Origin of the sequence: Paraburkholderia humisilvae (assembly GCF_902859855.1) — a bacterium.
Classification (GTDB): Bacteria; Pseudomonadota; Gammaproteobacteria; order Burkholderiales; family Burkholderiaceae; genus Paraburkholderia; species Paraburkholderia humisilvae.
This window is the reverse complement of the sequence record NZ_CADIKH010000003.1, coordinates 88,732-112,326: the sequence shown is the minus strand read 5'-3', so window position 1 is coordinate 112,326 and position 23,595 is coordinate 88,732. Positions and strand designations below refer to the sequence as shown.

Here is a 23,595-nt window from a genome sequence, read left to right as displayed (position 1 = left end):
GCTAATGTTCGCGACGGCACTCAGCGCGCTCGTTGTCTCGGTGGCGGGACGCGCGCCGGCCGCCACGGTTCCCGCCGGTGTAACGCTTGCCGCGCAACAGGAGCTGACGCGCGATGCGCAAGTGGAGGTCGAATCGCTCGACCCCGCGCATATCGAGACTGTGATGGGCAATACGATCGGCTGCGATCTGTTCGAGGGCCTGACGCGCGTCGACGCGGCGGGCAACGTGGTGCCCGGCGTCGCGCAATCCTGGACGCGCGACGCACCCGATAGGTGGGTCTTCAAGCTGCGTCACGATGCGCGCTGGAGCAACGGACAACCGGTCACAGCGGCTGATTTCATCTATTCATGGCAGCGCTTGGCCGACCCGAAGACCGGTTCGAAATACACGATCCTCGTCGAGTTCGTGAAGAACGCGAAGGCGATCGTCGCGGGCAAAGCGGCGCCAGCGACGCTCGGCGTGCGTGCGCCTGATCCGTACACGCTCGAAGTGACAACCGAAACGCCGGTGTCCTTTTTTCCGGACATCGCCTCGAAGGTAGATTTGGCGCCGGTCAATCGCGACACGGTTGCGAAGTTCGGCGACGCATGGACACGTGCCGGCAATATGGTCAGCAATGGCGCGTACGTGCTGAGCGACTGGCAGCCGAACAACCATATCGTGATGCTAAAGAACGACAAGTACTGGGATGCTCGCAACGTTCCCATTACCAGAGTGACGTACTTGCCGATCGAAAGCGATGAAACCGCGCAGCGGATGTATCAGGCCGGGCAGTTCGACGTAACAATGTCGATACCATCCGGCGTCTACCCGCAGCTCCGCAAGCAGTTCGGCAGCGAACTGAAATCGGCGTCTGCGCTTGGTACTTACTACTACAACCTGAACAACCAGGACCCGGCGTTGCGCGACAAACGGGTGCGGCAGGCGCTATCGATGGTGATCGACCGCGATCTGCTGACCTCGCGCCTGCTGCAGTCGGGCGAACTGCCGACGTATGGCCTGGTGGTGAAGGGCACGAAAGGCGCCGATCCGTTCATACCTGGCTGGGCGTCGTGGCCGATGCAAAAGCGTGTCGAATACGCGCGCGGCCTGATGAAGGACGCGGGCTACTCCGATGCAAAACCGCTGACGCTCACGCTGACGTACAACACGAACGAGCAGCACAAGAAGATCGCGCTGTTTATTGCTTCCGAATGGCGCACGAAGCTAGGCGTGAGCACGAAGCTGGAGAACGTCGAAAACAAGGTGCTGCTCAAGATGCGCCATGAAGGCAAAACGCAGGTCGCGCGCAACGGCTGGTTTATCGACTACAACGACTCGACGTCCTTCCTCGACCTCGTCCGCTGTAACAGCCCTCAGAATGATGAGGAATATTGCAACCCTCAAGTCGACGCATTGATCGAGCAAGGCAACCAGCAGACCGATGAAGCGAAACGCACCGCGCTGCTAACCCAGGCGCACGCGCTCGCGATGAACGACTATCCGGTCATTCCGCTCTACCAGTACGCGACGAACCGGCTGGTGAAGCCCTACGTGGGTGGCTATTCGTTGACGAACTACATCGACCAGCGCGTGACGCAGGACATGTATATCGTCAAACATTGAGCAATGGAGTGAACTGATGTTCGCTTATGCGCTACGCCGTATGCTGTGGGCGATTCCAACCGTGCTGGCCGTGATCACGGTCTGCTACCTGTTGTTGCATCTGACGCCTGGCGGACCGTTCGACGCGGAACGAAAATTGTCCTCTGCCGTGATGCAGAACCTGAACGCGAAGTACCACCTCGACGAACCGCTGTGGCGCCAGTATCTGCGCTACCTCGGCGCGCTGCTGCACGGCGACCTCGGGCCGTCGTTCCGCTACAGCGATTGGACGGTCAACGACCTTGTGCGCAAGGCATTGCCGGTGAGTCTCGGCATTGGCGGTATCTCGGTGCCGATCGCGCTTGCGCTCGGTGTCGGTTTGGGCACGCTTGCCGCAGTGCGTCGCGACAGCGTTATCGATCATGGCGTGATGGTGTTCGGCAATATCGGCAACGTGGTGCCATCGTTCGTGCTCGGGCCGGTGCTCGTGTGGGTCTTCGCGATTCTCCTGCACACCGCGAGCGGGCACGGCTGGCTACCCGCGGGTGGCTGGGGAGACGGCGCGTGGCAATACCGCGTACTTCCTGTCGCACTGCTGACGCTGATCAACATGGCGACCATCGCACGTGTGATGCGCGGCAGCATGATCGAAGTGCTGGCCGGCAACTTTATCCGCACCGCGCGCGCGAAAGGTCTGTCGACACGCACGATTGTGTTCCGTCATGCGATGAAGCCCGCGTTGATGCCGGTCGTTTCGCTATTGGGTTCGGTGTGCATTTCATCGATTACCGCCGCGATCGTCACCGAATCGGTGTTTGCGTTGCCTGGGCTTGGCCAGCTCGTCGTGAACGGCGCGATCAATCGCGACTACACGCTGGTGCTCGGGCTCGTCGTGCTGACCACCGTCGTGGCCGTTCTGTTCAATCTGCTCGTCGATCTTGCGTATGCATGGCTCGACCCGCGCATCCGGTACTGACTCCATGAACCGCTCATCTTTGACGGCCGGCGCGGTTTCGCCGTCGTCACCGCCCGCGCAGCCGCGCTCGCGCAGCCCGCTTGTGACGGCCTGCGCGCGCTTCATGCGCAATCGCGCTGCCGTCGTTGCGCTTGCGGTGCTGCTGCTGATCGTGCTCGCGTGCTTCGTCGGCCCGCTGCTGCTGCCCAACAACGCAATCGATAACGACTGGTCGTCCATCAGCCTCTCGCCCACCTGGCAGGGCGCGCACTGGTTCGGCACCGACGAAGTCGGCCGAGACCTGCTGGTGCGCTCACTGGAGGGCGGCCGCGTATCGCTCGAAGTCGGCTTGCTCGGCACGTTCGTGTCGGGTTTTTTCGGCGTCACGTACGGCGCGATTTCCGGTTATGCGGGCGGCCGCACCGATGCGGTCATGATGCGTATCGTCGACATGATGTACGCGATTCCGTACATGCTGATCGCCATCCTGATGATGACGCTGTTTGGCCGCTCGTTCTACCTGGTCGTGCTGACGATCAGCGCTTTTTCATGGCTCGACATGGCGCGCGTCGTGCGCGGCCAGACGCTGACGCTGCGCACGCGTGAATTCGTCGACGCCGCGCGCGCGACCGGCGTGAAGCCTTCTGCGATCATCGCGCGGCATATCGTGCCGAATCTGATTGGCGTGGTCGTCGTGTATGCAAGCGTGACGGTGCCGGCTATCGTGCTGACCGAATCGGTGCTGTCATTTCTCGGCCTCGGCGTGCAGGAACCGATGACAAGTTGGGGTGTGCTGGTCGAAGATGGCGCACAAAAACTCGAAGCGATGCCGTGGCTGCTGTTGTGTCCGGCGACGATGCTTTGTGTGACGCTTTATTGCGTGAGCTTCGTCGGCGACGGCCTGCGCGATGCGTTCGATCCGAAGGAGCGTTGAGATGGCGCTGCTGGAAGTGAAGAACCTTCGCGTGCGTTTCGCGCGTCACGACGGCGCGCCGGTCGATGCGGTGCAGGACGTATCGTTTTCGCTCGACAGCGGCCGCACGCTCGGCATCGTCGGCGAGTCGGGGTCGGGCAAAAGTCAGACCGTGATGGCGCTGCTCGGGTTGATCGCGTCGAACGGCACGGTTTCGGGTGAGGCGGCTTATCGCGGGAAGAATCTGTTGAAGTTGAACACGCGCGAGCTGAACCGCATTCGCGGAAACCGGATCGCGATGATCTTTCAGGACCCGATGACGTCGCTCAACCCGTTCCTGACGATCGAGCGCCAGATGACCGAGGCGTTGCAGTTGCACCGGAAGATATCGCGCCGTGCCGCGCGTCATCTGGCAATCGAAGCGCTCGATAGTGTGCGGATTCCGGATGCCGCGCGCCGTCTCGACATGTATCCGCATGAATTTTCCGGGGGTATGCGGCAGCGCGTGATGATCGCCATGGCGCTGCTGTGCGAGCCGGATATCCTGATTGCCGACGAGCCGACCACCGCGCTCGACGTCACCGTGCAGGCGCAGATCATCGAACTGCTGCGCGATCTGAATCGCGAGCGCGGTACCGCGATCATCCTTATCACGCATGACATGGGCGTGGTCGCGGGACTGTGCGATGACGTGATGGTGATGTACGGGGGGCGTACCGTCGAGCATGCAAGCGCACCTTCGCTGTTCGCGGCGCCGGGTCATCCGTACACGATCGGGCTGCTCAATGCGCTACCGCGTCTGACCGACGAAGGCGACGCGCCATTGCGCACGATTCCAGGCCATCCGCCGCTGCCGGGCATGATCGGCGACGGTTGCGCGTTCGCACCGCGCTGCCCGCACGCGGGCGAAGTTTGCCGCGCCGAGCGACCCATATTGCGGGCATTCGAAGGTGGATCGCGCGCATGCCACAAAACGGCCGCGGAAATCGCGGCGCCACCAATCGGAGCGCAGGCATGACAACGGATTCGCAGCATACAAGCCTTGAGCATGCCGACGAGCCATTGCTGTCAGTCGAAGACCTCACGGTTCATTTCAGCGTGGCTCGGGCGGGGCGCCGTGCGCTACCGTGGTCGCCGCGCGCGACGGTGCGCGCGGTGGAGCGTGTGTCGTTCGACGTGAGGCGAGGCGAGACCGTCGGTCTCGTCGGCGAATCGGGCTGTGGCAAGTCGACGCTCGCGCGCGCGCTGATCGGCCTCGTGCCGGTCACCGGCGGCAGCGTACGCTGGCGTGGCGGGGAAACCGTGTTCGGCGCGCGACGCGATATTGCGGGGTTGCGCCGTGACGTTCAGATGATTTTTCAGGACCCGCTTGCGTCACTGGATCCGCGGATGACAATTGAGCAGATCGTCGCGGAGCCGCTGAAAACGCATCGGCCTGACATCGGACGCGCCGAACTTCGCGCGCGCGCGCAGGCGATGCTCGAGCGCGTCGGTCTCAATGCTTACCATCTGCAGCGGTATCCGCATGAGTTTTCGGGTGGGCAATGCCAGCGGGTCGGGATTGCGCGTGCGCTGATCGGCGAGCCGCGGCTCGTGATCTGCGACGAGCCGGTTTCCGCGCTCGACGTGTCGATTCAGGCGCAAATCGTTAACTTGCTGCGAGACTTGCAGCGTGAACTGGCTTTATCACTGCTGTTCGTCGCGCACGATCTGGCGGTGGTCAAGGCGATTAGCCATCGCGTGCTGGTGATGTATCTCGGGCGGGTGATGGAGTTTGGTGCGAAGGAGGCGGTCTACGGCGATCCGATGCATCCTTACACGCGTGCACTGCTAGCCGCGGTGCCTACACCCGATCCGGCGGTCGAGCGCGCGCGCGGCCATCTGCTGTTGCGCGGCGAGATTCCGTCGCCGCTCGATCCGCCATCAGGCTGCGTGTTTCGGACGCGCTGCCCGCAGGCGATCGAAGCCTGCGCGGGCGAAGTGCCGGTTGCGCGCACGTGGCCGCCTCGATCCGGTAAGGTGGCTTGCATTCGCGTTGGCGAACACTAGATTTGCTCCGGCGACGCGTTGAGGGGCTAGGGGGTGTCGTAATGCGGTCAGGTCTGCAGCCCTACTGTCGAGGAGGTGCGATCTCAATCGAATCGAGCGTTTCAACGATCGAGGTCGTGTGCCGAAGATCACCACCCAATATCTCTCGACGGTGATCGTCAAAATAGCGGATCTTGGTGTCGATGATGAGGGTCACAGGCCGCTTCCCATTGGGGCTACGCCATTCAGCCTGAAATTCATATGGCCCGATGCGCGTTCCCTTCATCTTGGGCATGGTAGGGCTATCGATTCTCACGCCCCAACCTGTATCGGTAACCGTAAAGCTCTCCACGATAAACTGGGCGAACAACGGACGCTCATTCGCCATGGGCAAAATATCTGTCGCGAAGCTCACCGATCCGTCGCCGCGAGCGACTGGGCTGAACGGAATCACTGCGGCTAGTAAGACGATACGGAATGCTTTTCTTGTGAGATTCATCCACTAGTCCCTTTCGGTCGGGTTGATGTACTTTATCCTGCGTCTTGTGTTGTTCACTGGGCCGCGTTCCCACGTGGCTTGAACCGCCGCGCCTGCGCCAACGAAGTTGTCGATGTGGTGTCCGACGATGGCGCTTCCCGTGTCGTCCGCGAATCTCCGGCCGACCATTTCGATATCAACCTGTGCATGCTTTGGAATCACAGTCGGGTCGACGGCGATCGAGTGATTTGCCGTTACTGGACCGTATGCTCCCAGCACCGAGTTCGCGTAGGCGAATGCCACGCCATCTGGTGTCTCGAGGTAGTCCCGATTACCACGGGAGTTCCTATGCCAAGCGGAACTAACGCGGGTTGGGCGAATATATTGACCGTTTAACGTCATACCCGTCCCCTGCATAACGACGCCCCGCGCCCCATAAAGAAAATCTCGTCTATGGTGATCATTTACGCCGTGCGCCAGGACCATCTCGCCGGTGAAGTCGGCTTCGTGACAAACGTGATAGCCAGTAACGAGAAACATGCTTTCATACCATGCGTCTCCGAGCTTGATTATCAGCGGCAAAGCCGAAATATCGGGGTCATCGACTTGCAACTCCACCGTGCCTGAATTTCTGGTCTCCAGACCCACGATCAACGATGCGGTGGTATCGAAAGCCGGCCAGATTTCCAATCGATCCTCTTTCCGATTGGTTCTGACGCGGATATTGCGCAGCGATATGACGCCACCAGTGCGGCTGCGTATGGTCAGCTTCAATTGCAGTCGATACAGGATCCTTCCATGCTCAACCCGGGAATTGCTGGGAATGATCGGTAATTTGTCTCCGTGGACGTTATCCAGGATTTCCCAGATGAGCATCGTGTCCGCGACGTGTATGTCGACATTTGAATTTGGCGTCGTATTGGCTATTCCCCGCCCGACCTCCATCCATTCTTCGCTCATTTAAAGACCTGTCGTCGATGTTGGTCTATGATCGGAAGCGATCTCAAGAATCAATTGTTCTGGGCTGCTGCACTTGATTCTCGCTGTGCGACCGATCGCATCCGTCCTCCCTTTCGCGACCTCACCGGAAACAGACCGGATCCTATAACGTACATTGGCAAGCGGAAGATTTGTTCGCCGATCACGTAGCGTAAATTGCTCGTCATGAATCTGTCCGGGTATTGATGAAGTGGTTGCGGCCGTATTCGGATTGCAGGTGGCCGCAGCAGCATCGACATCCAAAAATATTCCCGGATCCTTTCCAACTATGACCCGGTTTCTGTTGCAAGGACACAAAACCAGATCGCCATCGATCACGACGAGACGCGTGCCTTCAGACATTCCTGTGCCGGTTCCGAATATCTTGAAGCGACCTTTACAGTTGCCGCATGTCGCTTCGTCGCCATTCAGTGCGAGTTGCTTGACGCCGTCATAAAGCGTAGACGTCAGCGCAATGACAAAACCTCCGGTCGTTGTCGGATCCCCATGTCGGACCACAGCTTTACGCGTATAAGCGACCTTGTTAATTTGAGCAATCGGATGGAAGAGGGGCCACCTGGCTAGTCTGCGGGGTGCCGGTTTGGATGAGCCGCAGCCAATGTACCGAAACTTGCGATAACGTAAAACGGATAAACAGCCCGGAAATGTAAAGCTGTGTCAAACCGAGGTAAGTTTGAGAGGAGTCTCGTAAATGGCTGGGAAGTGTGGTGGGGAATTGATCATCCTCTTGGATTTAACTGGAGCAGTTAGGAGAGGGTCGCGCACTAGCTCATATCCAGTGTGCGAACATTCGGATCAATGGAGGGTGGCGGGTACTAACGCCCGTGCCACGCCGTTCGGATTTGCGGTGCGGCTTGTACCGAGCACGTTGAACGATTCGACCATGCCGACGATCGCGCCAGGCAACCCGAGCAGTGGCGTAACCGTAACAGCAGTGTCCAGAATCGGCGGGTTATGTTGGAGGCCCACAGGGCCGCTTGCATCCGCATTGGCGAACCCCCAATTTGCTCCCGCATCGCTTTATCTTGCCCCCACTGATCCCTTACTGACCGTAAAGGAATATCCCCGCAGCGCGCCTGTTCTCTGTTACCGGAGCGATTCATTTCCAGCGGCATCCGCCGCCCGACCGTTGCGGAGGAATAATGGCGTACCCCGGATATCAGTATGTGCGTGAAGACGCGTCACGCGAGCGGTCCACCAGCGGCATCGCGCGCGTGAGGCCCTTCGATGCAGTTGCGTTCGAACAAGCGGTAACCGCGATGCTGACGGCCGCGGGTGTCGACGTCGAAAGCGAGCACCTGCGTACATCCGCGCAATGCGTGCGGGAATTGTGGCAACAGCGGCTGCTCGACGGCTACGATGTCGAACCCGCCGCCGCGCTGGGCAGCGGCTTCGCGGACGCGCGCCGCGATGTCGTGATCATGCGCGGCATTACCGTGCACGGTATGTGCCCGCACCATCTGCTGCCGTTTCGCGGCGTCGCGCATCTCGCGTATCTGCCGGGCGGACGCCTGCACGGTTTCGGCGGCTTGACGCGGCTGGTCGATGCGGTGTGTCACCGGTTCGTCTATCAGGAGTGGGCGACGGATGCGATCGCGAATGCGCTGGTCACCCATGGCCATGCGCGCGGCGCGGCCTGCGTGATCGAAGCGGAGCAGCTTTGCCAACTGATCGGCGAAGTGCGGCGCGGTGACGAACGGGTCGTGACGCAGTCGTTTGCGGGCGAATTCGTCAGCGACAGCACGGCGCGCGCCGAATTTCTGCGCGCCATCGGCACGAGCGGCGCTTAGCCGCCGCATAACGCCCTATAGTGCGCCACGGCGCCTGTGCGCGCGCCCGGTGCTCCTCGACTGCTCCCACGGCACGCTTCGCGCGGCGCCGCCCGTCCTGCTCTTGAAAAACGGCAGACAGGCCCTGCATGTGCGGACCCAATTATCTGGAGCCATGCGATGGGAAGCCGTCCCCGTTTCATCGACGATCTGTCGGGCGCAGCGCCGGGCATACCGGAACCGGCCGCGCCTATTCCTTCCACGTCGTCGGACGACGCATTGCTCGACGCCTATTCGCGCACCGTCATCGGTGCGCTTGACCGCGTGCGCCCGGCCGTCGCATTTATTGCTGTCGAACGACGCCTGCCCGATGGCCGTACCGCGCATGCCGGCACGGGCTCGGGCTTCCTGTTTACGCCCGACGGGTATCTGCTCACGAATAGCCACGTCGTGCACGGCGCGACACACATTCGCGTGACGCTAGCAGACGGCGCGAAATTCGACGCCGATCTGGTCGGCGACGATCCGCACACCGATCTCGCGGTGCTGCGCATCGGCTCAGCCGAACCATTGCCACACGTCGAACTCGGCGATTCAGGCAAGCTGCGCGTCGGACAGATCGCGATTGCAGTGGGCAATCCGCTCGGACTCGAGCAGACCGTGACGACCGGCGTCGTATCGGCGCTTGGCCGATCGCTGCGCGCGAATTCGGGCCGGATGATCTACGACGTGATTCAAACCGATGCCGCGTTGAACCCCGGCAATTCGGGCGGGCCGCTTGTTAATTCAGCGGGCCAGGTGATCGGCGTGAATACCGCGATCATCCCAGGTGCGCAGGCGATCTGCTTCGCGACTGCAATTGATACCGCGAAGTGGGTCATCATGCAGATCTTCGCGCACGGGCGCGTGCGGCGCGCGTATATCGGCGTCGCCGGCACGACGGTCGCGTTGCCGCGGCGTATCCAGCGCTATTTCGGCTTGACGTCCGGAAGCGCCGTGCATGTGATGGAAGTGGTCAAAGGCAGCCCTGCGGCGCAGGCAGGCGTTCGCACGGACGATCGGATCGTGTTGATCGATGCGTTGCCGGTGGATGGAGTCGACTCGTTGCAGCGGGTGCTCGACGCGTCGCGAATCGAGCGCGCGGTAAGTATGACGGTATTGCGCGGCGCGCAGCGTGTCGAATTGACCGTGACGCCGGTCGAGCAGACCAGCTGACGATGCGCGCGAAGCGCATCGTCACACCAGCAACCCGTTCCGGTCGAGCAGCTTGTCTAGGCGGCCGGATGCGTCGAGCGCCTGCAAATCGTCGAACCCGCCGACATGATAGGTGCCGATATAGATCTGCGGGACCGTGCGATGCAGGTCGCGCTGCCACAGCGCAACGGCGGACGCGCGCGCACCGGCAATCGTGATTTCGTGAAAGCTGACGGCTTTGCGTTTCAATAGCGCCTTCGCAGCAGTGCAGAATTCGCAGTCAGGCTGCGTGTAAATCGTGACCGAGTTCATCGTGTTCGCCTTCCGGTACAGGACGCCGCACGCAGTCGCAATCGACCGCGCCGGATGACCTTCCGTTAAGTGAGTTACCGTCGTGACGGCTTGGAGCCCACTTTAGATTCGCGCTTCGTTTGCGTGAAGCGCGTAACGGATCATCCGCATGCTCGATCGGATCAATGCGCGTCGGCGCGATGACTTAGAGTCCCGGCGTTACGATTCGGCGCTGTCCATTTCCGCTTCGTCAGTGTGCCTTGCATAACCACTGCCGCCTGACGTGCGCCAGCGCGCCGGCGTGATGCCGGTGTGCCGTTTGAAGATACGCTGGAACGCGGCGTCCGACTGGTATCCGACGGTTTCGCCGATTTCGGCGACCGGCCGCGTGGTTTGCAGCAACAGGCGCCCGGCAACCGTCATGCGCACTTCGGTCAACACGTCGGTGGCAGAGCGCCCGATCGCCTCCTGAAACTGACGCACGAACGTGGCGCGCGACATATTGCACAGTGCGGCGAACTGATCGAGTGTCCATGGTTCGCCAGGCTTGTCGAACATCGCGGTGATGGCCGGCTGCAAGCGCGGCCGGCCAGCCAGCGCGAGCAGTCCGTGCGGCGGCTGCGACGCTTCGGTCGCGAAACGCAGTGTCAGGCCAAACAGTGCCGCCGACAGATGATTGACCAGCGTCTCGCTGCCCGGCCCCTGGTCGGTGGCTTCTTCGCGCATGAGTCCGATCAGCCGCGTCAGGCGCGTACCGGCATTGAGCGTTCCCGTTTCGGGATCGTTGTCTTTGCGCTCGCCTGAGCATGGCGGCGCGCTGTGGACAATTAACCGCCCCGGCAGATGATCGCGTAACAGGCGGTCGGGTACGGCGCCGACCAGAAAGCGACCGCATAGCAGATCGGCGGCGACGCCCGGTTCTCCATTCTCGACGATCAGCAGCGATTCGTTCTGGCGTTCGATCGACGGCCTCGGCGATTTGCCGCTGCCGTCATGAATGCGATGGGCGCTGCCTGCGGGAAACAGCACGATATCGCCGGGCACCATCCGCCCAGGCGGCCCGTTGCCGTCTTCGACGACCGCCGTGCCTGAGAGCAGCACGTGATACGGAATCTCGCGCATGCCCGCGGTTTCTTCCTCAATCGCCCATGGCGCACCGAAGTGACAGCGCACCTCAAGCCGGCCGCTGACAGGCATCAGCGAAAGGAGTCGGCTTAACAAATCCATAAGAGCCGCATGTGTGTTGTCGTGATCGGAGAGTGATATCCGGCGCTGCGCCGTTGCAGCGGCGTGCAGTGTCGCCTGACATGTCGTCAGATTTTACTGGAACAAGGGGGCGATCGCAGCGCGGGGGCCGCGCGTCAGGCGGCACGCGCGCGGCGCGGATGGCGGGCGTTTGATTTGCACACCGCACGCCCGTGCTCGCCGCAGCGGCGAGCGGGCGAATACGGTGCTCTTCCAGGCTTGCGTTATTCGTCGTCTTCGTCTGACGACTTGATGCGTGCTGCGGTGTGCCAATGCCGTCGCGCATGTGATCTCGATACCGGCGCGGCTGCGGCACTGGCTGCGCTGGACGTTTGATGGGTGATCGACGATGTCTCGGTGGCCCAGCCGCCCTGGACGATCGCGCGTTGCAGCAATGACTGTGCTTCCGTATTACCTTCCTGTATCGCCAGCACGCTGCTCGCGGCGTCAAGTACGCAACTCCAGTGTGACGCAGCCGCGCATGCACGCGCGCGCGACAGCGACGCATCGGCATCGACTGTGGCGGGAGGCGTTGTGGTGCTTCGCGCGACTACCGGCATCGGGACGGCCGGCGGACTGCTGCCTGCGGTGTCGCCCTGGGTGAATGCTGGCGTGTCCTGCGCAGCGGCTTGCGCTTTCGGCGCTTCCTCGCGAACCGCGCGCTTCGTTCCGGTGTGCTGAAAGCCGATTACCGCGCCAAGGATCAATACAAAGCACACGACGCTGAGTGCCGCGCTGCTGCCGGGTCCCCACGAGATCATCCAGCGCGGCGCCGTTTGCGGTTGTGGGCCGGATGGACTTGCGGCAGGCGCCGCGGGTTTTGCGTCATTCGGTGTCGAGCCATTCGTTAAGTGCGCCGGCGTCGGCGTGTCTGAGGAAAGTCTGTCGGTAGTCACGGTGTTGCTCCGGCAGGCAGGCGCATCACTGCGGCAACGGTCGTATGCCCGGCCGGACACGCCGGGCAACGTGATTGCTTCTTATGAATGGGCGCGCATGCGATCTGTTACGAGAGGCGACAATCCCTGTGCGACGGCGGTGGACCGAGTGTGCGGCACCGTCGGTGCACAGGGGGCGGTTTACCACTTGATCTGCGTGTCAAACGTTCCGGTTTCGACAATTTCAAACTTCATTTCGCCGCGATAGGTGCCTTCAATGCGGTAACTGGCCGATGGCACCGAAAACAGGCAATGCGGACCTCCCGCGACGAAATCCATCAGCACTCTTCCGTGACGACGCAGTCGCACAGCGACGTCCGAAACGGGCGCGCCGTTCTGCTGCTCAAACGTGACGCCGAGATTGAACGGATGTTTCGGGTCCGGCGAAGTCACGGTCTTCTCGAACCCTGGCTGGCCACACACGTAGTACAGCATTTCCTGTGCTTCGGAGTCGGCGCCCGATACCGCTTGCGGAGCGGATGCGCTCTGTGCCGTGGCGAGCGTCGAGCCGCATAGCGCGATACCCACGATGACCAGCGAGCGTACCTGCCTGGACGGGTTTGTAATTTTGCTTGTTCTTGTAATCGTGACAGCACACCTGACGGCACACATAACGACCTCCCTCGGATCGTGGAAAGAAAAGAATACGAACTGGCACAACAAAACGCAATTGGAATGCACCAGCAAAAATTGCTTCATATTATTAAGGGATGCGTATCATATCTGAAATAAGGTGTACTTTTTCTGAGCGTGTCGTTGTAACGAAAAGTTACCCGCTGACACATATGACGCGATTTGCGCGCGCACCGTGCCTGCCGAACACAACCATGAATCAAAAATGAAACATCTTGGACACGCCTGAAAAAACTCGGCGGAGATTGCGCCAAATGACTCCCCTGGCCCATGTTCAGGAGCGTCAAAGATAGTACGTATAACGGTCCTGTCAGCCTGAATGCTCGACGCAGCGCGCATTGAATCTCACTCGATGAACGTCAGTAGCACGCGCGACATGCACTAGTCTGTTCGCTGTTTCCGAACCGCCCGTATCGTTGCGTTTTCGTGCGGAGCCATTGATCGCAAAGGGATGACGTGCTGCTCGGGGATGTATCGCAAATGAAACGCAAGCATCGCGAAATGACTGTCAATCCTATTTAGGAAAGCGCATCGTCAGATACGTGCGCAATGGCACAGATGTCGCTTGTACGGGACGGTCTCGACTATTAGAAAAGTAGTCCTTCAGAACAATGCACTCAACGTTAAGGACATATCGTGAACGCTCAACCAAAGCGTCTATATGCGGTGCTTGCTCAGCCGAAGCGGCTTCATCCGGCCAACTGCATATCGCTAGCGACCTGTGCGCCCGTTATGCTGCTATTTCTTTCGTCGGTGTGTTCCGCTGTTGAAGCGGACAATGGAGGCTCACGCGAACCTAACGATGTCGCGGAGGCGCCGGCGATCACTCGGGCTCAGACTATCGCACAACCGATTCAGCAAGCTCAGCAACCCGTTGAGCAGTTGCCTGAACCGCAGAATGAACAACCGATGCAGACGGCTCCTCAACCCGCGGCGCCGGCGCAACCCGCTCCCGGTCAACCCGCTCCCGGGGGCACGCCCGCGCCTTCGGCAGAACAGGGCGGAGCGCAGTCCGCGAGCGCGCTGCGCACGGAAGTGTTTGGTCTTGCAACAGGTGGCGGTGCGGTGCAAGCGCTCGAAGAAGCCAAGGCGCGGCCCGATGTCTTCACGCCAGTAGATATTGCACAACTTGAAGAACTTTCCATTCGTCAGCAGGTTCGGGGCGGTCGCGATAAAGCGCGTGCTATGACGAGCCCTGACCGCTTCGATGGGATCGTTGCCGCGCTGCAGGCAGCAGATAGTCTCGAAGCACGTCTGCCGAATACACCGGAATACCAGCAAGTGCGTTACTCACTTGCCGGCGATCGGACGGTGGCTTACGCGGGTCTCGGGCAGATGAACAAGGCGGTATCGTCGTATGAGTCGATTCCCGCGGACCAGCCGATCTCAGTCGAAGCGCTTGCCTCGGCGGGCGAAGCATACAGCTACCTGAACGACCCGGCTAAAGCGGAGGTCGCGTATCGACGGGCGATCGAGCAGGAAACCGCTGCGAGCGCGGATGTGGCGACACGGGGATATCAATACGGGTCGCGCACGCGCCCGATCGATTTGCGCGAGGGACTTTTCTATGCGCTGACAGACCAGAACAAATACGTCGAAGCGGGCAAGGTGCTCGACGATATCAGCGCATCGTTGCCGCCACCCGACCAGGTGAGGCCGTGGGATCTTGCCAACGACGACTATCTAAGGCTCAATCGATTGCGTGCGCAGTATCTGATTTACGTTGGTCAGACGGATGCGGGCCTCGCGGAGTTGAAGCGCCTCGAAGAGCAAGTGCCGTTCAGCGCGGAGGTGCGTAACGCGGAAGCCGATGCACAGCTCGGCAAGGGACGCAACCGGCTTGCGAAGGATATGTACGTGGCCGCGCTTAACGATCATCCTGACAATATCGAGGCGCTCGCGGGACTCGGACGCACATCGCTCAATACCGGCGACTATGCGAACGCGACGGCGATCAACACCGCATTCGACGATACGTTCCCTGAGAACGGCTCGGTCAGGAATTTCAAGCGCGATTACGACGCATGGCGTGCGCCGACCGTATCGACAAGCCTGTCCGGCGAGCATGGTGCATCCGCGCTCGCTGATGAAGAGTTCAGCGCAGATACGTATATCTATTCGCCGCCGATCTACGACTACTGGCGAATCTTCGCGCACAACTTCTACATGTGGGCGCTGACGGATATCGGCAGGCTGCAACGCATTCGTAATGGTGTCGGCGGTGACTTTCGCCAGGGACCGTTGACGGTGCAGGGCGAAGTGTCGCGCTCGTTGGGCGGCGATGGACGAACGGGAGGGAACGGCGAGGTTGAATATGCGTTCAACGACTTTTTCAAGGCGACCGCCGGCTTTGACAGCGATTCGAACGATTTGCCGTCGAAGGCTTACGTCGCTCACATCTGGGGGCGCACGGGACAGGTTGCATTGACCTATACGGACGGCGACCAACGTTCTGCTGACATCGGTTACAGCGTCGGCCGCTATAGCGACGAGAACTTCCATCAGGAGTTTACGGTGGGCGGCTCGCAGCGCCTGTTCACATGGCCGAATCAACAGCTCAACGCGACCGTGCGTTTCGGCACCAGCAGCAACACACAAACGAACACGCCGTACTTCAGTCCGGCACGCGATTACTCGGGGGAATTCGGCTTGATGCATCAATGGTCGGTCTGGAGAAGCGGGGAGCGTTCATTGGTGCAACGTTTTTACATATCGGGAGGCCCGTATAACGAGCGGGGGTTCGGCACTAGCGGTTTTTGGGCCGCACGGCTCGAACATGCATGGACGTTCAGCCACGACATTACTTTGACTTATGGCATCGGCATCGGCCGGCATGCCTATGACGGAGAACAAGAACTTTCAGAAACCGCATACGTATTGCTCACCGTGCCGTTCTAACGTTTTTGGGGGTTCGACGATGCAGTCGCGCAGACGTTTTATTTGTGGTTGTCTTGGAGCGATGGCAGGGTGTTCAGTATTTCCTAAGCTGGCGCCAGCGAAGCTGGTCGATATTCTTCCGCCGTCGGACCCGGTCGACGGCAAGACCTTCAGAGTGATCTGTTTTCACGATGTTAGGGACAACCTGCTGTCTTCGTTTAACTCGCAGAACATGATTGACCCGTATGCAGTCGACACGGGTACGTTGACCTCAATCTTTTCGTGGCTTCAGTACAACAGCTACCACCCGATCACCGTGAAGGATGTCGAAGCGTCGCGCAGCGGCGGCAAGCCATTGCCGCCGCGCGCCGTGATGCTGACTTTCGACGACGGCTTTCGTAGCCACTACACGAAAGTGTTGCCGCTGCTAGAACGTTTCCGTTTCCCGGCGGTGATGGGTATCGTTACGTCATGGGTCGATACGCCGCCTAATCAGAAGATCCGTCTTGCGATCAATCTCGAAGTACCGAGAGATACATTCATGTCATGGGACGAGGTGGGGCAGGTCGCTAAATCTCCGCTGGTGGAACTGGCGTCGCATACGCATGACTTGCATCACGGCGCAATTGCAAATCCTCAGGGCAATGAGTTGCCCGCTGCGACATCGCATTTATATTTGCAGGATCAGAAGCGCTACGAAACCGACGAGGAATTCGAAGCGCGGGTGCAAAACGATCTGGCCGGAAGCATTCGCCGTTTGCATGATCACGCGGGCGTCTCCGTACGTTCGATGGTCTGGCCTTATGGCGCCGAGAACCAGCCGGTGCGCAAGATTTCCCAATCGCTTGGCATGCACACGCAATTCAGTCTTGAAGCCGGACCGAATACGCCGGATGTGCCGCTCGACCGGCTGCGCCGGATTCTGATGACGTATGACGTCGACGTCGGCGGCTTCGAACGGTCGATGCGCGAGCCGGCTACCAACCGTGGTCAGATCAATCCGGTGGAACGCGTCGTGCGGGTTCATCTTGACGATGTTTACGATCCCGACGGCAGCGTGCAGGAAAAGAAGCTCGGTGATCTGATCCAGCGTATCTACGACATGCGGCCGAGCTCAGTTTACCTTCAGGCCTATTCGGACCCGAACAATACCGGCGTCGCGGAGGCGCTGTATTTCCCGAACCGCCATTTGCCGATGCGTGCGGATCTGTTCTCGCGCGCGGCTTGGCAGTTGAACACGCGCTCGCAGGTGCAGGTGTACGCGTGGATGCCATTGCTTGCATTCCGCTTACCTGCGGATCAGGCCGGACGCATTGAACAGGTGACCGCCGCAGCGGGCGCGCCCGCCGATCGGCGCGCAGCGAAGATGTACCGGTTGAGTCCATTCGATCCCGCGGCGCACGCGATGATTCGCGAAATCTATGAAGATCTCGGCAAGTACTCCGCGTTTACGGGACTGCTGTTCGGTGGAGATGCGCTACTCGACGATTACGAGGACGCGGGCCGCCATGCCGCGCAAACGTTTCAACGGTGGGGGCTGCCTGCCGACATCGGCGCAATCCGCGCGAACCCCGAGTTGATGACGCGCTGGACGGTCGGCAAGACAAAGTATCTGGTCGACCTTTCGCTGGAAGTCGAGAAGATCGTATTGGACAGCCAGAACGGCGGCGACGTGCTGACCATACGCGATCTGTATGCCGATGTGCTGCTTGACCGGACTGCGGAAGCCCGGTTCTCGCAAAGCTACGACGCGTTTCTGCGTGCTTACGACTTCGTCGCGCTGCTCGCGATGCCAGGCGGCGAGCGCTACGGCAGCATCAATAGCCGGCTCGACTCGCTGGCGGATATCACGGCGACGACGCCGAACGGCTTGCGGCAAACGGTGTATCAGCTGCCGGTGGTGGACCCGCAAACGGGCGAAACGATTCCGAGTGAGCGCCTGCTCGACGAAATGCGCCATCTGCGCCAGCGCGGCGTGGTGAACTTCGGCTACTACCCGGACCGCTTCGCGGCTGACGTGCCGAAGATGGTGACGATGCGCGATGTGATGTCGCTGCGTGCGCGGCTCGATCCGACCTCGATTAACGCGCTCCTTCAGGCGCAACAGCAGAAAGGAGTGACCCGGTAATGACGCACGATCTGATCGCCCGTCTGCAGGATTTCATTTTCTTCTACCCGTTCTTTATGTCGTATTTCTGGATGATTGGAGGGGTGGTTCACTACCTTGCGCTGGAGAAGGGGCGGACTCGCTCGCATCGGGCACTCGTCGCGGCCGGCATGCCGAAGGTGTCGGTGGTCGTGCCGTGCTTCAACGAGGAGTCGAATGTCCGTCGCGTGATCTACCATCTCGCGAATCTCGGCTACGCGAACTACGACATCATCGCGGTGAACGACGGCAGCAAAGACGGCACGGGTGCGATTCTCAACGAGCTGGCAAAGGAGATTCCACGCCTGACGGTCATCCATCATTCGAAGAACGAAGGGAAGGCGATCGGCCTTACGACGGCGGCGACCATCAGCGATGCACCGTACCTGATGTGTATCGACGGCGACTCGCTGCTCGGTCGCGACGCGATCGAATGGATGCTCGAGCACTTTATCTCCGATCCGAATGTTGGGGCAGTGACCGGGAATCCGCGCATCCGCACGCGCACATCGCTGCTCGGGCGGATGCAGGTCGGCGAATTTTCGTCGATCGTAGGACTGATCAAACGCACGCAGCAGGTGTACGGGCGTATTTTCACGGTGTCCGGCGTGATCACGATGTTCCGCAAGTCCGCGCTCGCCGATGTCGGTTACTGGAGCTCGGACATGCTGACCGAGGACATCGACATCAGCTGGAAGCTGCAGACCTGCGACTGGCGTGTCGCTTACGAGCCGCACGCGCTGAGCTGGATCCTGATGCCCGAGACGCTCAACGGTCTGTACCGCCAGCGCCTGCGCTGGGCGAAAGGCGGCATTCAGGTGCTGATGAAGTACGCGCCGCATCTCGCGAAGCCATCGATGATCATGATGTGGCCGCTGTTCCTCGAATATCTGGTCGGTATCGCGTGGGCGTATTCGATGACGTTCGTGATGCTGCTCGGCGTGATCAACATGCTCACGCCGTTGCCGGTCGATTGGCATATCTCCCTGCTGCCGCACTGGCATGGAATGTTGCTGGTCGCCACCTGCGTACTGCAACTGATCATCGGCTGCCTGATTGATCGCCGTTACGACGAGAAGCTGCTGTTCTATTTCATGGATACCGTGTGGTATCCGCTTGCTTTCTGGTTGATCAACATGATCACCACAGTCGTTGCCTTGCCTTCCATCGTCCTGCGCCGGCGCGGCAAGCGTGCGGTATGGACAAGCCCAGACCGAGGAATTCAGCATGAATAACGCCCCAGTCATCGACCTGTCACTACGCACGCCCAGTCAGATCATCGCGGACAAAGGAGTCAAGCTTGGCCTGTTGCAGGTCGTGTGGTTTCGTCTGATGCGTCCCGCAACGGTGGGCTCGTTGTGGGCGGCGATCGGTGTCTATACGTATCGCTATCTGATGCCGTTCAACGAGAACGAACTGCCGGTCGAGCAGTTGCTGTCGTACACGGCGGCAATCGGCACGATCGCGGCCGCGTTGGTGGTCTGGATGATCGTGTCGCGCGTCGCTCACCCGTTCGCGTCGCGTTCACGCATGCAGCGGCTGTTGCGACGGACCGCGGGCCTGACGGTCGAGCCTGGTCCGTTCGCGGCCGCTTCGCTGAGAGCTCGTGGCGCGGTCGCGCGGGTTTTTATCGCATCGCACGATGCAAACGGCTTCATCGCTGCGCTGCGCGCGATGTCCGAGCCTGAGGTGGAGGGCGACGACGACGGACCCGTCGATGTACCGATCGGCGTGGACCCTGCTCACGCGCGCTGGTACGACACGCAGGATGGAGCCATGCAAATGCCGGTCAACATGCCGATCCGGGTTCGCTATGTAATGGGGAGTCGTCCGATGACCGATACAGAGCTTTGAGGACCCGGTAGCACTCGCACGAACGCTGCTCGAGCGCCGCGCGCTGCTCGATCATCACGCCATGTCGATCGTGCGTGACGACGCCCGCGACGCCGAGCACGTGCAATGCGGAGCGCACCGAGCGCGCGGTCACGCCGAGTGCGCGGGACAACGACACGGCCGAGGTTTCGATGCGCGCCGCGCGGCAGTTGTCCGCCAGCGTGAGCAGGCGGCATGCAACCTGCTGTTCGATCGAATGGAGCCTCGCGCACGACGCCATTTGCGACATTTCGGCGAACATCAGTTCGACGTATTGCAGCATGCGCGCCTCGACCCACGGCTCCTCTTTCAGGCAGGCGAGCAGCGATGCTTCGCTGCAGCGAAACGCAGTGCCGGATGCGGTGACGATGGTGCGAAACGGCATCGATCCGGTGCGCGTGACGACCGGCCAGCCGGCGAATCCGTTGCGGCCGATCGTGACGAGCTCGATCGAGCGGCCGTCGTCGAGGATGCATTCGTAAGCGAGACGAGCTGTGAGAGGGAAATACACATGATGAAAGACTTCGTTGCAGTCGCATACGACCTGGCCGGCATGCAGGTCGATGCAAACGAAGTCGTCGACACGTTCGAGCAGGTGCAGACGGCGGGACAGCAACGTGAGCACGCTGTCGTAGTCCGCGAAGCGCACGCCGGATGTGGCGGATTGACCGGACACGAGGGGTTCGGACGCATGCTTCATCTGGGCAGGGGCAAGCAGCTTGTCTCGATTCATGGTGCTTTGCTCATGAGATGTTGAACGCGCGCGACAAACACGCGGCGGCGGGACGAAGTTTCATTGTACGTTTGTCCGCGTTGCGCACGAACGTCATTGTCCGCGCATCGAGCTCGACGCGAAGCGAACGCGTTCATTCGTTGTTGTGTGAACAACAGGGAAAGGGAACGCACCCGTGAGGAGGATGACGTCGTGCCGAAAAGGAATCGTGACGCGCCGGCGCTCGTATACGCTTCGGCCGCACATGACCCGAGCCTGTGCGACCGTCTGCGCGAAGCGGGATGGTCGGTCGAGCTGATCGGCAGCGCGCATGAACTGGAGCGGACCTTGCGGCATGCGCCGGCGCCCAATGTGGGCCTGCTCGAAATCGGCGACGAGCACCCCGGCACGATGGGCGCCATGCTCGAGCACTGCGTCGGCGCGCCGCAAGTGCACTGGATCGCGGCCGTCACGACAAACCAGTTGCGGCGAGCCGCAACGCGCGAGTTGATCGGGTGCTACTGCCTCGATTATGTATTTTTGCCATATGCGTTCGATGTCGTCGAGTCTGCATTGCGGCGTGCGTTGCGCCTCGCGTCACTGTTGCGTGGCGTTTCCCATGCGCCGCCGCTAGCAGGCGGTCAATCCATCATCGGGCGCAGCGATCCGATGCAGGCGTTGCAGCGTGAAATACAGAAAGTTGCCTACACCGATGCGCCGCTTTTCATCGCCGGCGAATCCGGCGCCGGCAAGGAACTGGCCGCGCGCGCGGTGCACGACGCTTCGTCCCGCGCACAGGGGCCGTTTGTCGCGATCAACTGCTGCGCGATTCCGCCGACGCTCGTGCAAAGCGAACTGTTCGGCCACGAGCGCGGCGCGTTCACCGATGCCGAGCGCCGCAAGATCGGCCATATCGAGGCGGCCAACGGCGGTACGTTGTTTCTCGACGAAATAGGCGATCTGCCGCTCGAATGCCAGGCCACGCTGCTGCGTTTTGCTCAGGACGGCACCATCCAGCGGCTCGGTAGCGATGTGTCGATTCCGCTCGATGTGCGCATCATTTCGGCGACCCACGTCGATCTCGAAGACGCGGTACGCAGCCAGTCGTTTCGCTTCGATCTGTACCACCGGCTCTGCGTGCTGCGCATCGACGTGCCGCCGCTGCGCGAACGCAGCACCGACATCCATTTGCTCGCGTTTCATTTGTTGGGTCTGTACGCAGGCGAACGAAAGTCGCGGATTCACGGCTTCACCCCTTCCGCATTGCGCGCGATGTTGCTGCACGACTGGCCGGGCAACGTCAGGGAACTTGCCAACCGGGTGCGGCGCGCGATCGTGATGGCGGATGGGGCGTATATCCGCGCGGTCGATCTCGGACTGGGCGAGCCGCCGGTGCGCCGCGCGTTGACGCTCGCCGACGCGCGCGACGAAGCGGAACGCAATTGCCTGATCGAGGCACTGATCGCGCACGGCAACCGGTCAAACGAAGTGGCGGAGGAACTCGACATTTCACGCATCACGCTTTACCGACTAAGAATGCGGCACGGGCTGCAGGACATCGCCGGGTTGATGCCGCCAGATTTTCCGGAGCGGCGCAAGTGAACCCCGTCCAGATACAGCGCCCCTTTGCGCATGCGATGCGCGGGCCGTTAGCGGCGATCGGCATCGTCGCGCTGTTATTGCAGATGTCCGCCGCGGCGCTCGCGCAGGCGTTGTCGACCACGCCGCAGGTCATGCCGGTCGTTGCGGCTGCATCGACTCCGTTCGTTGCGCCCGTCGGCGCGGTGATGGCGGTGCCCGCGCCCGGCGTTCGCGATGAGCGCAGTTTCATGCATGGTATCGGCAACGCGGACGCGGGCGACGGCAAGACGTGGGTGTTCTTCAGCAGCTCGGGCATGCCGCCGCGCGGCGCGAACCGTGATGGCAGCTGGCCGCACGACGTCTATGTCGGTCAGTGGCAAGCGGGCGATGCGCACCTGTCGAACGTGCGCGCCTTTATCAAACGGCCCGAAGCACAGGAGCCAGTATCCGTCGCGCAGAACACGAAGGGGACCCTCTTCATCACGTTCGAGGACGGCTGGAACGCGCCGCGCAATGTGAGCCAGCGTTACGGTGTTTATCGGCAAGACCTCACGCCGATCCGGCCTTATCCGAAAGACGTCGAGTCCGGCGGCCATTCGGGGCACGTCGCGGCGGTCGACGACCAGTTTGTGGTGTTTTATTCGGCTGACTGGGTGCAGGGCGGCGGTGTCGACAACCTGGGCACAGGAGGCGGTGTCTACGCGAACGTCTACGATGGGGGCGGCCGTTTCTTACGGCATATCAACGTTGCGGCTCACGTGCGTGAATGGTGGCCGGTCGTCGCCGGTTCGCCAACCCAAGCGCTGCTGGTCTGGCAAAAGTACATTCCGGGCAGCACGATCGCGTCCCTGCAATACGCGTTGCTCGATCCTCACACTGGCAAACTGACGCGCCCTCAGGAAAGCATCGATCGCTATCGCGTGCAGTACTACGTTTACGCCGCCGCCTATGTGCCGACGGTCGACCGGTTCGTTGTGCTCGCAACACTCGATACCGGTCGCGCCGTTGCCTTTCTGGTCGATGGACAGGGGCGCCGCACCGCCGAACTCGACTGCCTGCCTGCGCTGGTGCGTGAAAGCAGCATGGCCGTCGAAGGCAATACCGTGTTTGTCCCGACCCAGGACGGCCGGCTGATGACGCTCGGTCTCGAAGGTGACCATATCGCGCTGCGCGGCACGCAACGTGCGCCATTTGCGTGGGGTAATACTGGCGTAACCGGCATTGCGAGCGGGGCGATGGTGCATTTCGTGTCGCTATCGCCGGATGGCTTGCTCGAAGCGGATTTCAGCACGCAAAAACAGGTGGCGGCGGGCCCGGCCGACCGCTGCATGGTACAGACCGCGAAATAACAGATCGGATCAGGAAGGAGGGAGGAACGGAGT

At 61.0% G+C, this 23,595-nt stretch carries 21 protein-coding genes; 13 read left to right on the top strand and 8 right to left on the bottom strand.

Annotated elements, in window-relative coordinates; translation table 11 throughout:
• The first annotated feature begins 4 nt into the window (after window positions 1–4).
• From HV796_RS03755 to HV796_RS03735, 5 genes are read left to right on the top strand one after another with little or no spacing between them, the layout of a single operon-like run.
• Complete coding sequence (locus tag HV796_RS03755; protein ID WP_377693092.1) at window positions 5–1,606, top strand: peptide ABC transporter substrate-binding protein; 1,602 nt, start codon at window positions 5–7, stop codon at window positions 1,604–1,606.
• Window positions 1,607–1,622: 16 nt separating this feature from the next.
• Window positions 1,623–2,561, top strand: a complete 939-nt coding sequence (locus tag HV796_RS03750) for an ABC transporter permease subunit (protein ID WP_175225116.1) — start codon at window positions 1,623–1,625, stop codon at window positions 2,559–2,561.
• A gap of 4 nt (window positions 2,562–2,565) precedes the next feature.
• Entirely contained in the window at window positions 2,566–3,474 is a 909-nt protein-coding gene (locus HV796_RS03745; protein WP_175225115.1) for an ABC transporter permease, read from the top strand.
• Between the two features lies 1 nt (window position 3,475).
• A complete protein-coding gene (locus tag HV796_RS03740; RefSeq protein ID WP_175225114.1) occupies window positions 3,476–4,471 on the top strand; it encodes an ABC transporter ATP-binding protein in 996 nt (331 codons plus the stop codon).
• Window positions 4,468–5,502 carry an ABC transporter ATP-binding protein gene (locus HV796_RS03735; RefSeq protein WP_175225113.1) on the top strand — a complete coding sequence of 345 codons (1,035 nt, stop codon included), beginning with the start codon at window positions 4,468–4,470 and terminating at the stop codon, window positions 5,500–5,502. Before HV796_RS03740 ends, HV796_RS03735 begins: the two co-directional genes overlap by 4 nt.
• A gap of 61 nt (window positions 5,503–5,563) precedes the next feature.
• On the opposite strand, the gene HV796_RS03730 is transcribed toward HV796_RS03735, so the two are convergent.
• The 3 genes from HV796_RS03730 to HV796_RS03720 form a co-directional block, all read right to left on the bottom strand.
• Window positions 5,564–5,980, bottom strand: coding sequence for a hypothetical protein (locus HV796_RS03730; protein WP_175225112.1), 417 nt, complete (start codon window positions 5,978–5,980; stop codon window positions 5,564–5,566).
• Between the two features lie 3 nt (window positions 5,981–5,983).
• Complete coding sequence (locus HV796_RS43345; protein ID WP_217477843.1) at window positions 5,984–6,919, bottom strand: 3D domain-containing protein; 936 nt, start codon at window positions 6,917–6,919, stop codon at window positions 5,984–5,986.
• 834 nt (window positions 6,920–7,753) lie between these two features.
• Window positions 7,754–7,927, bottom strand: a complete 174-nt coding sequence (locus HV796_RS03720; RefSeq protein WP_246355666.1) for a MotA/TolQ/ExbB proton channel family protein — start codon at window positions 7,925–7,927, stop codon at window positions 7,754–7,756.
• Between the two features lie 173 nt (window positions 7,928–8,100).
• On the opposite strand from HV796_RS03720, the gene folE reads away from it, so the two are divergent.
• Both folE and HV796_RS03710 read left to right on the top strand, forming a co-directional pair.
• Complete coding sequence (gene folE / locus HV796_RS03715) at window positions 8,101–8,748, top strand: GTP cyclohydrolase I FolE (protein WP_175225111.1); 648 nt, start codon at window positions 8,101–8,103, stop codon at window positions 8,746–8,748.
• A 159-nt stretch (window positions 8,749–8,907) separates the two neighbouring features.
• The gene (locus HV796_RS03710) at window positions 8,908–9,942 is read left to right on the top strand and encodes a S1C family serine protease (RefSeq protein WP_175225110.1); all 1,035 of its coding nucleotides are present in this window, start codon (window positions 8,908–8,910) and stop codon (window positions 9,940–9,942) included.
• Between the two features lie 21 nt (window positions 9,943–9,963).
• Here HV796_RS03710 and grxC read toward each other — a convergent pair whose 3' ends face one another.
• The 4 genes from grxC to HV796_RS03690 form a co-directional block, all read right to left on the bottom strand.
• Window positions 9,964–10,233, bottom strand: coding sequence for a glutaredoxin 3 (gene grxC, locus HV796_RS03705; protein WP_175225109.1), 270 nt, complete (start codon window positions 10,231–10,233; stop codon window positions 9,964–9,966).
• Window positions 10,234–10,431: 198 nt separating this feature from the next.
• The gene (locus HV796_RS03700; protein WP_175225108.1) at window positions 10,432–11,439 is read right to left on the bottom strand and encodes a cupin domain-containing protein; all 1,008 of its coding nucleotides are present in this window, start codon (window positions 11,437–11,439) and stop codon (window positions 10,432–10,434) included.
• A gap of 242 nt (window positions 11,440–11,681) precedes the next feature.
• Window positions 11,682–12,353, bottom strand: a complete 672-nt coding sequence (locus HV796_RS03695) for a hypothetical protein (RefSeq protein WP_175225107.1) — start codon at window positions 12,351–12,353, stop codon at window positions 11,682–11,684.
• A gap of 180 nt (window positions 12,354–12,533) precedes the next feature.
• Window positions 12,534–12,920, bottom strand: coding sequence for a hypothetical protein (locus HV796_RS03690; RefSeq protein ID WP_246355665.1), 387 nt, complete (start codon window positions 12,918–12,920; stop codon window positions 12,534–12,536).
• 1,014 nt (window positions 12,921–13,934) lie between these two features.
• Between HV796_RS03690 and pgaA the strand changes: the two genes are divergently transcribed.
• The 4 genes from pgaA to HV796_RS03670 are packed head-to-tail and all read left to right on the top strand — an operon-like array spanning window position 13,935 to window position 19,902.
• Window positions 13,935–15,923: a poly-beta-1,6 N-acetyl-D-glucosamine export porin PgaA gene (gene pgaA / locus HV796_RS03685; protein WP_246355664.1), complete on the top strand. Its 1,989-nt coding sequence runs from the start codon at window positions 13,935–13,937 to the stop codon at window positions 15,921–15,923.
• 19 nt (window positions 15,924–15,942) lie between these two features.
• On the top strand, window positions 15,943–18,030 hold the full coding sequence (pgaB, locus tag HV796_RS03680) for a poly-beta-1,6-N-acetyl-D-glucosamine N-deacetylase PgaB (RefSeq protein ID WP_175225106.1): 2,088 nt from the start codon (window positions 15,943–15,945) through the stop codon (window positions 18,028–18,030).
• Window positions 18,030–19,283 (top strand): poly-beta-1,6-N-acetyl-D-glucosamine synthase, encoded by a 1,254-nt coding sequence (gene pgaC / locus HV796_RS03675; RefSeq protein WP_175225105.1) that lies wholly within the window; start codon window positions 18,030–18,032, stop codon window positions 19,281–19,283. The genes pgaB and pgaC overlap by 1 nt, the downstream gene beginning before the upstream one ends.
• The gene (locus tag HV796_RS03670) at window positions 19,276–19,902 is read left to right on the top strand and encodes a Biofilm PGA synthesis auxiliary protein PgaD (RefSeq protein WP_246355663.1); all 627 of its coding nucleotides are present in this window, start codon (window positions 19,276–19,278) and stop codon (window positions 19,900–19,902) included. The genes pgaC and HV796_RS03670 overlap by 8 nt, the downstream gene beginning before the upstream one ends.
• Here HV796_RS03670 and HV796_RS03665 read toward each other — a convergent pair.
• On the bottom strand, window positions 19,838–20,653 hold the full coding sequence (locus HV796_RS03665) for a Crp/Fnr family transcriptional regulator (RefSeq protein WP_175225104.1): 816 nt from the start codon (window positions 20,651–20,653) through the stop codon (window positions 19,838–19,840). The two genes, HV796_RS03670 and HV796_RS03665, sit on opposite strands and share 65 nt — an antisense overlap.
• A 192-nt stretch (window positions 20,654–20,845) precedes the next feature.
• Here HV796_RS03665 and HV796_RS03660 point away from each other — a divergent pair, with 192 nt between their 5' ends.
• Window positions 20,846–22,234: a sigma-54 dependent transcriptional regulator gene (locus HV796_RS03660; RefSeq protein ID WP_175225103.1), complete on the top strand. Its 1,389-nt coding sequence runs from the start codon at window positions 20,846–20,848 to the stop codon at window positions 22,232–22,234.
• Entirely contained in the window at window positions 22,231–23,562 is a 1,332-nt protein-coding gene (locus HV796_RS03655; RefSeq protein WP_175225102.1) for a hypothetical protein, read from the top strand. The genes HV796_RS03660 and HV796_RS03655 overlap by 4 nt, the downstream gene beginning before the upstream one ends.
• The last annotated feature ends 33 nt before the right edge of the window (window positions 23,563–23,595 follow it).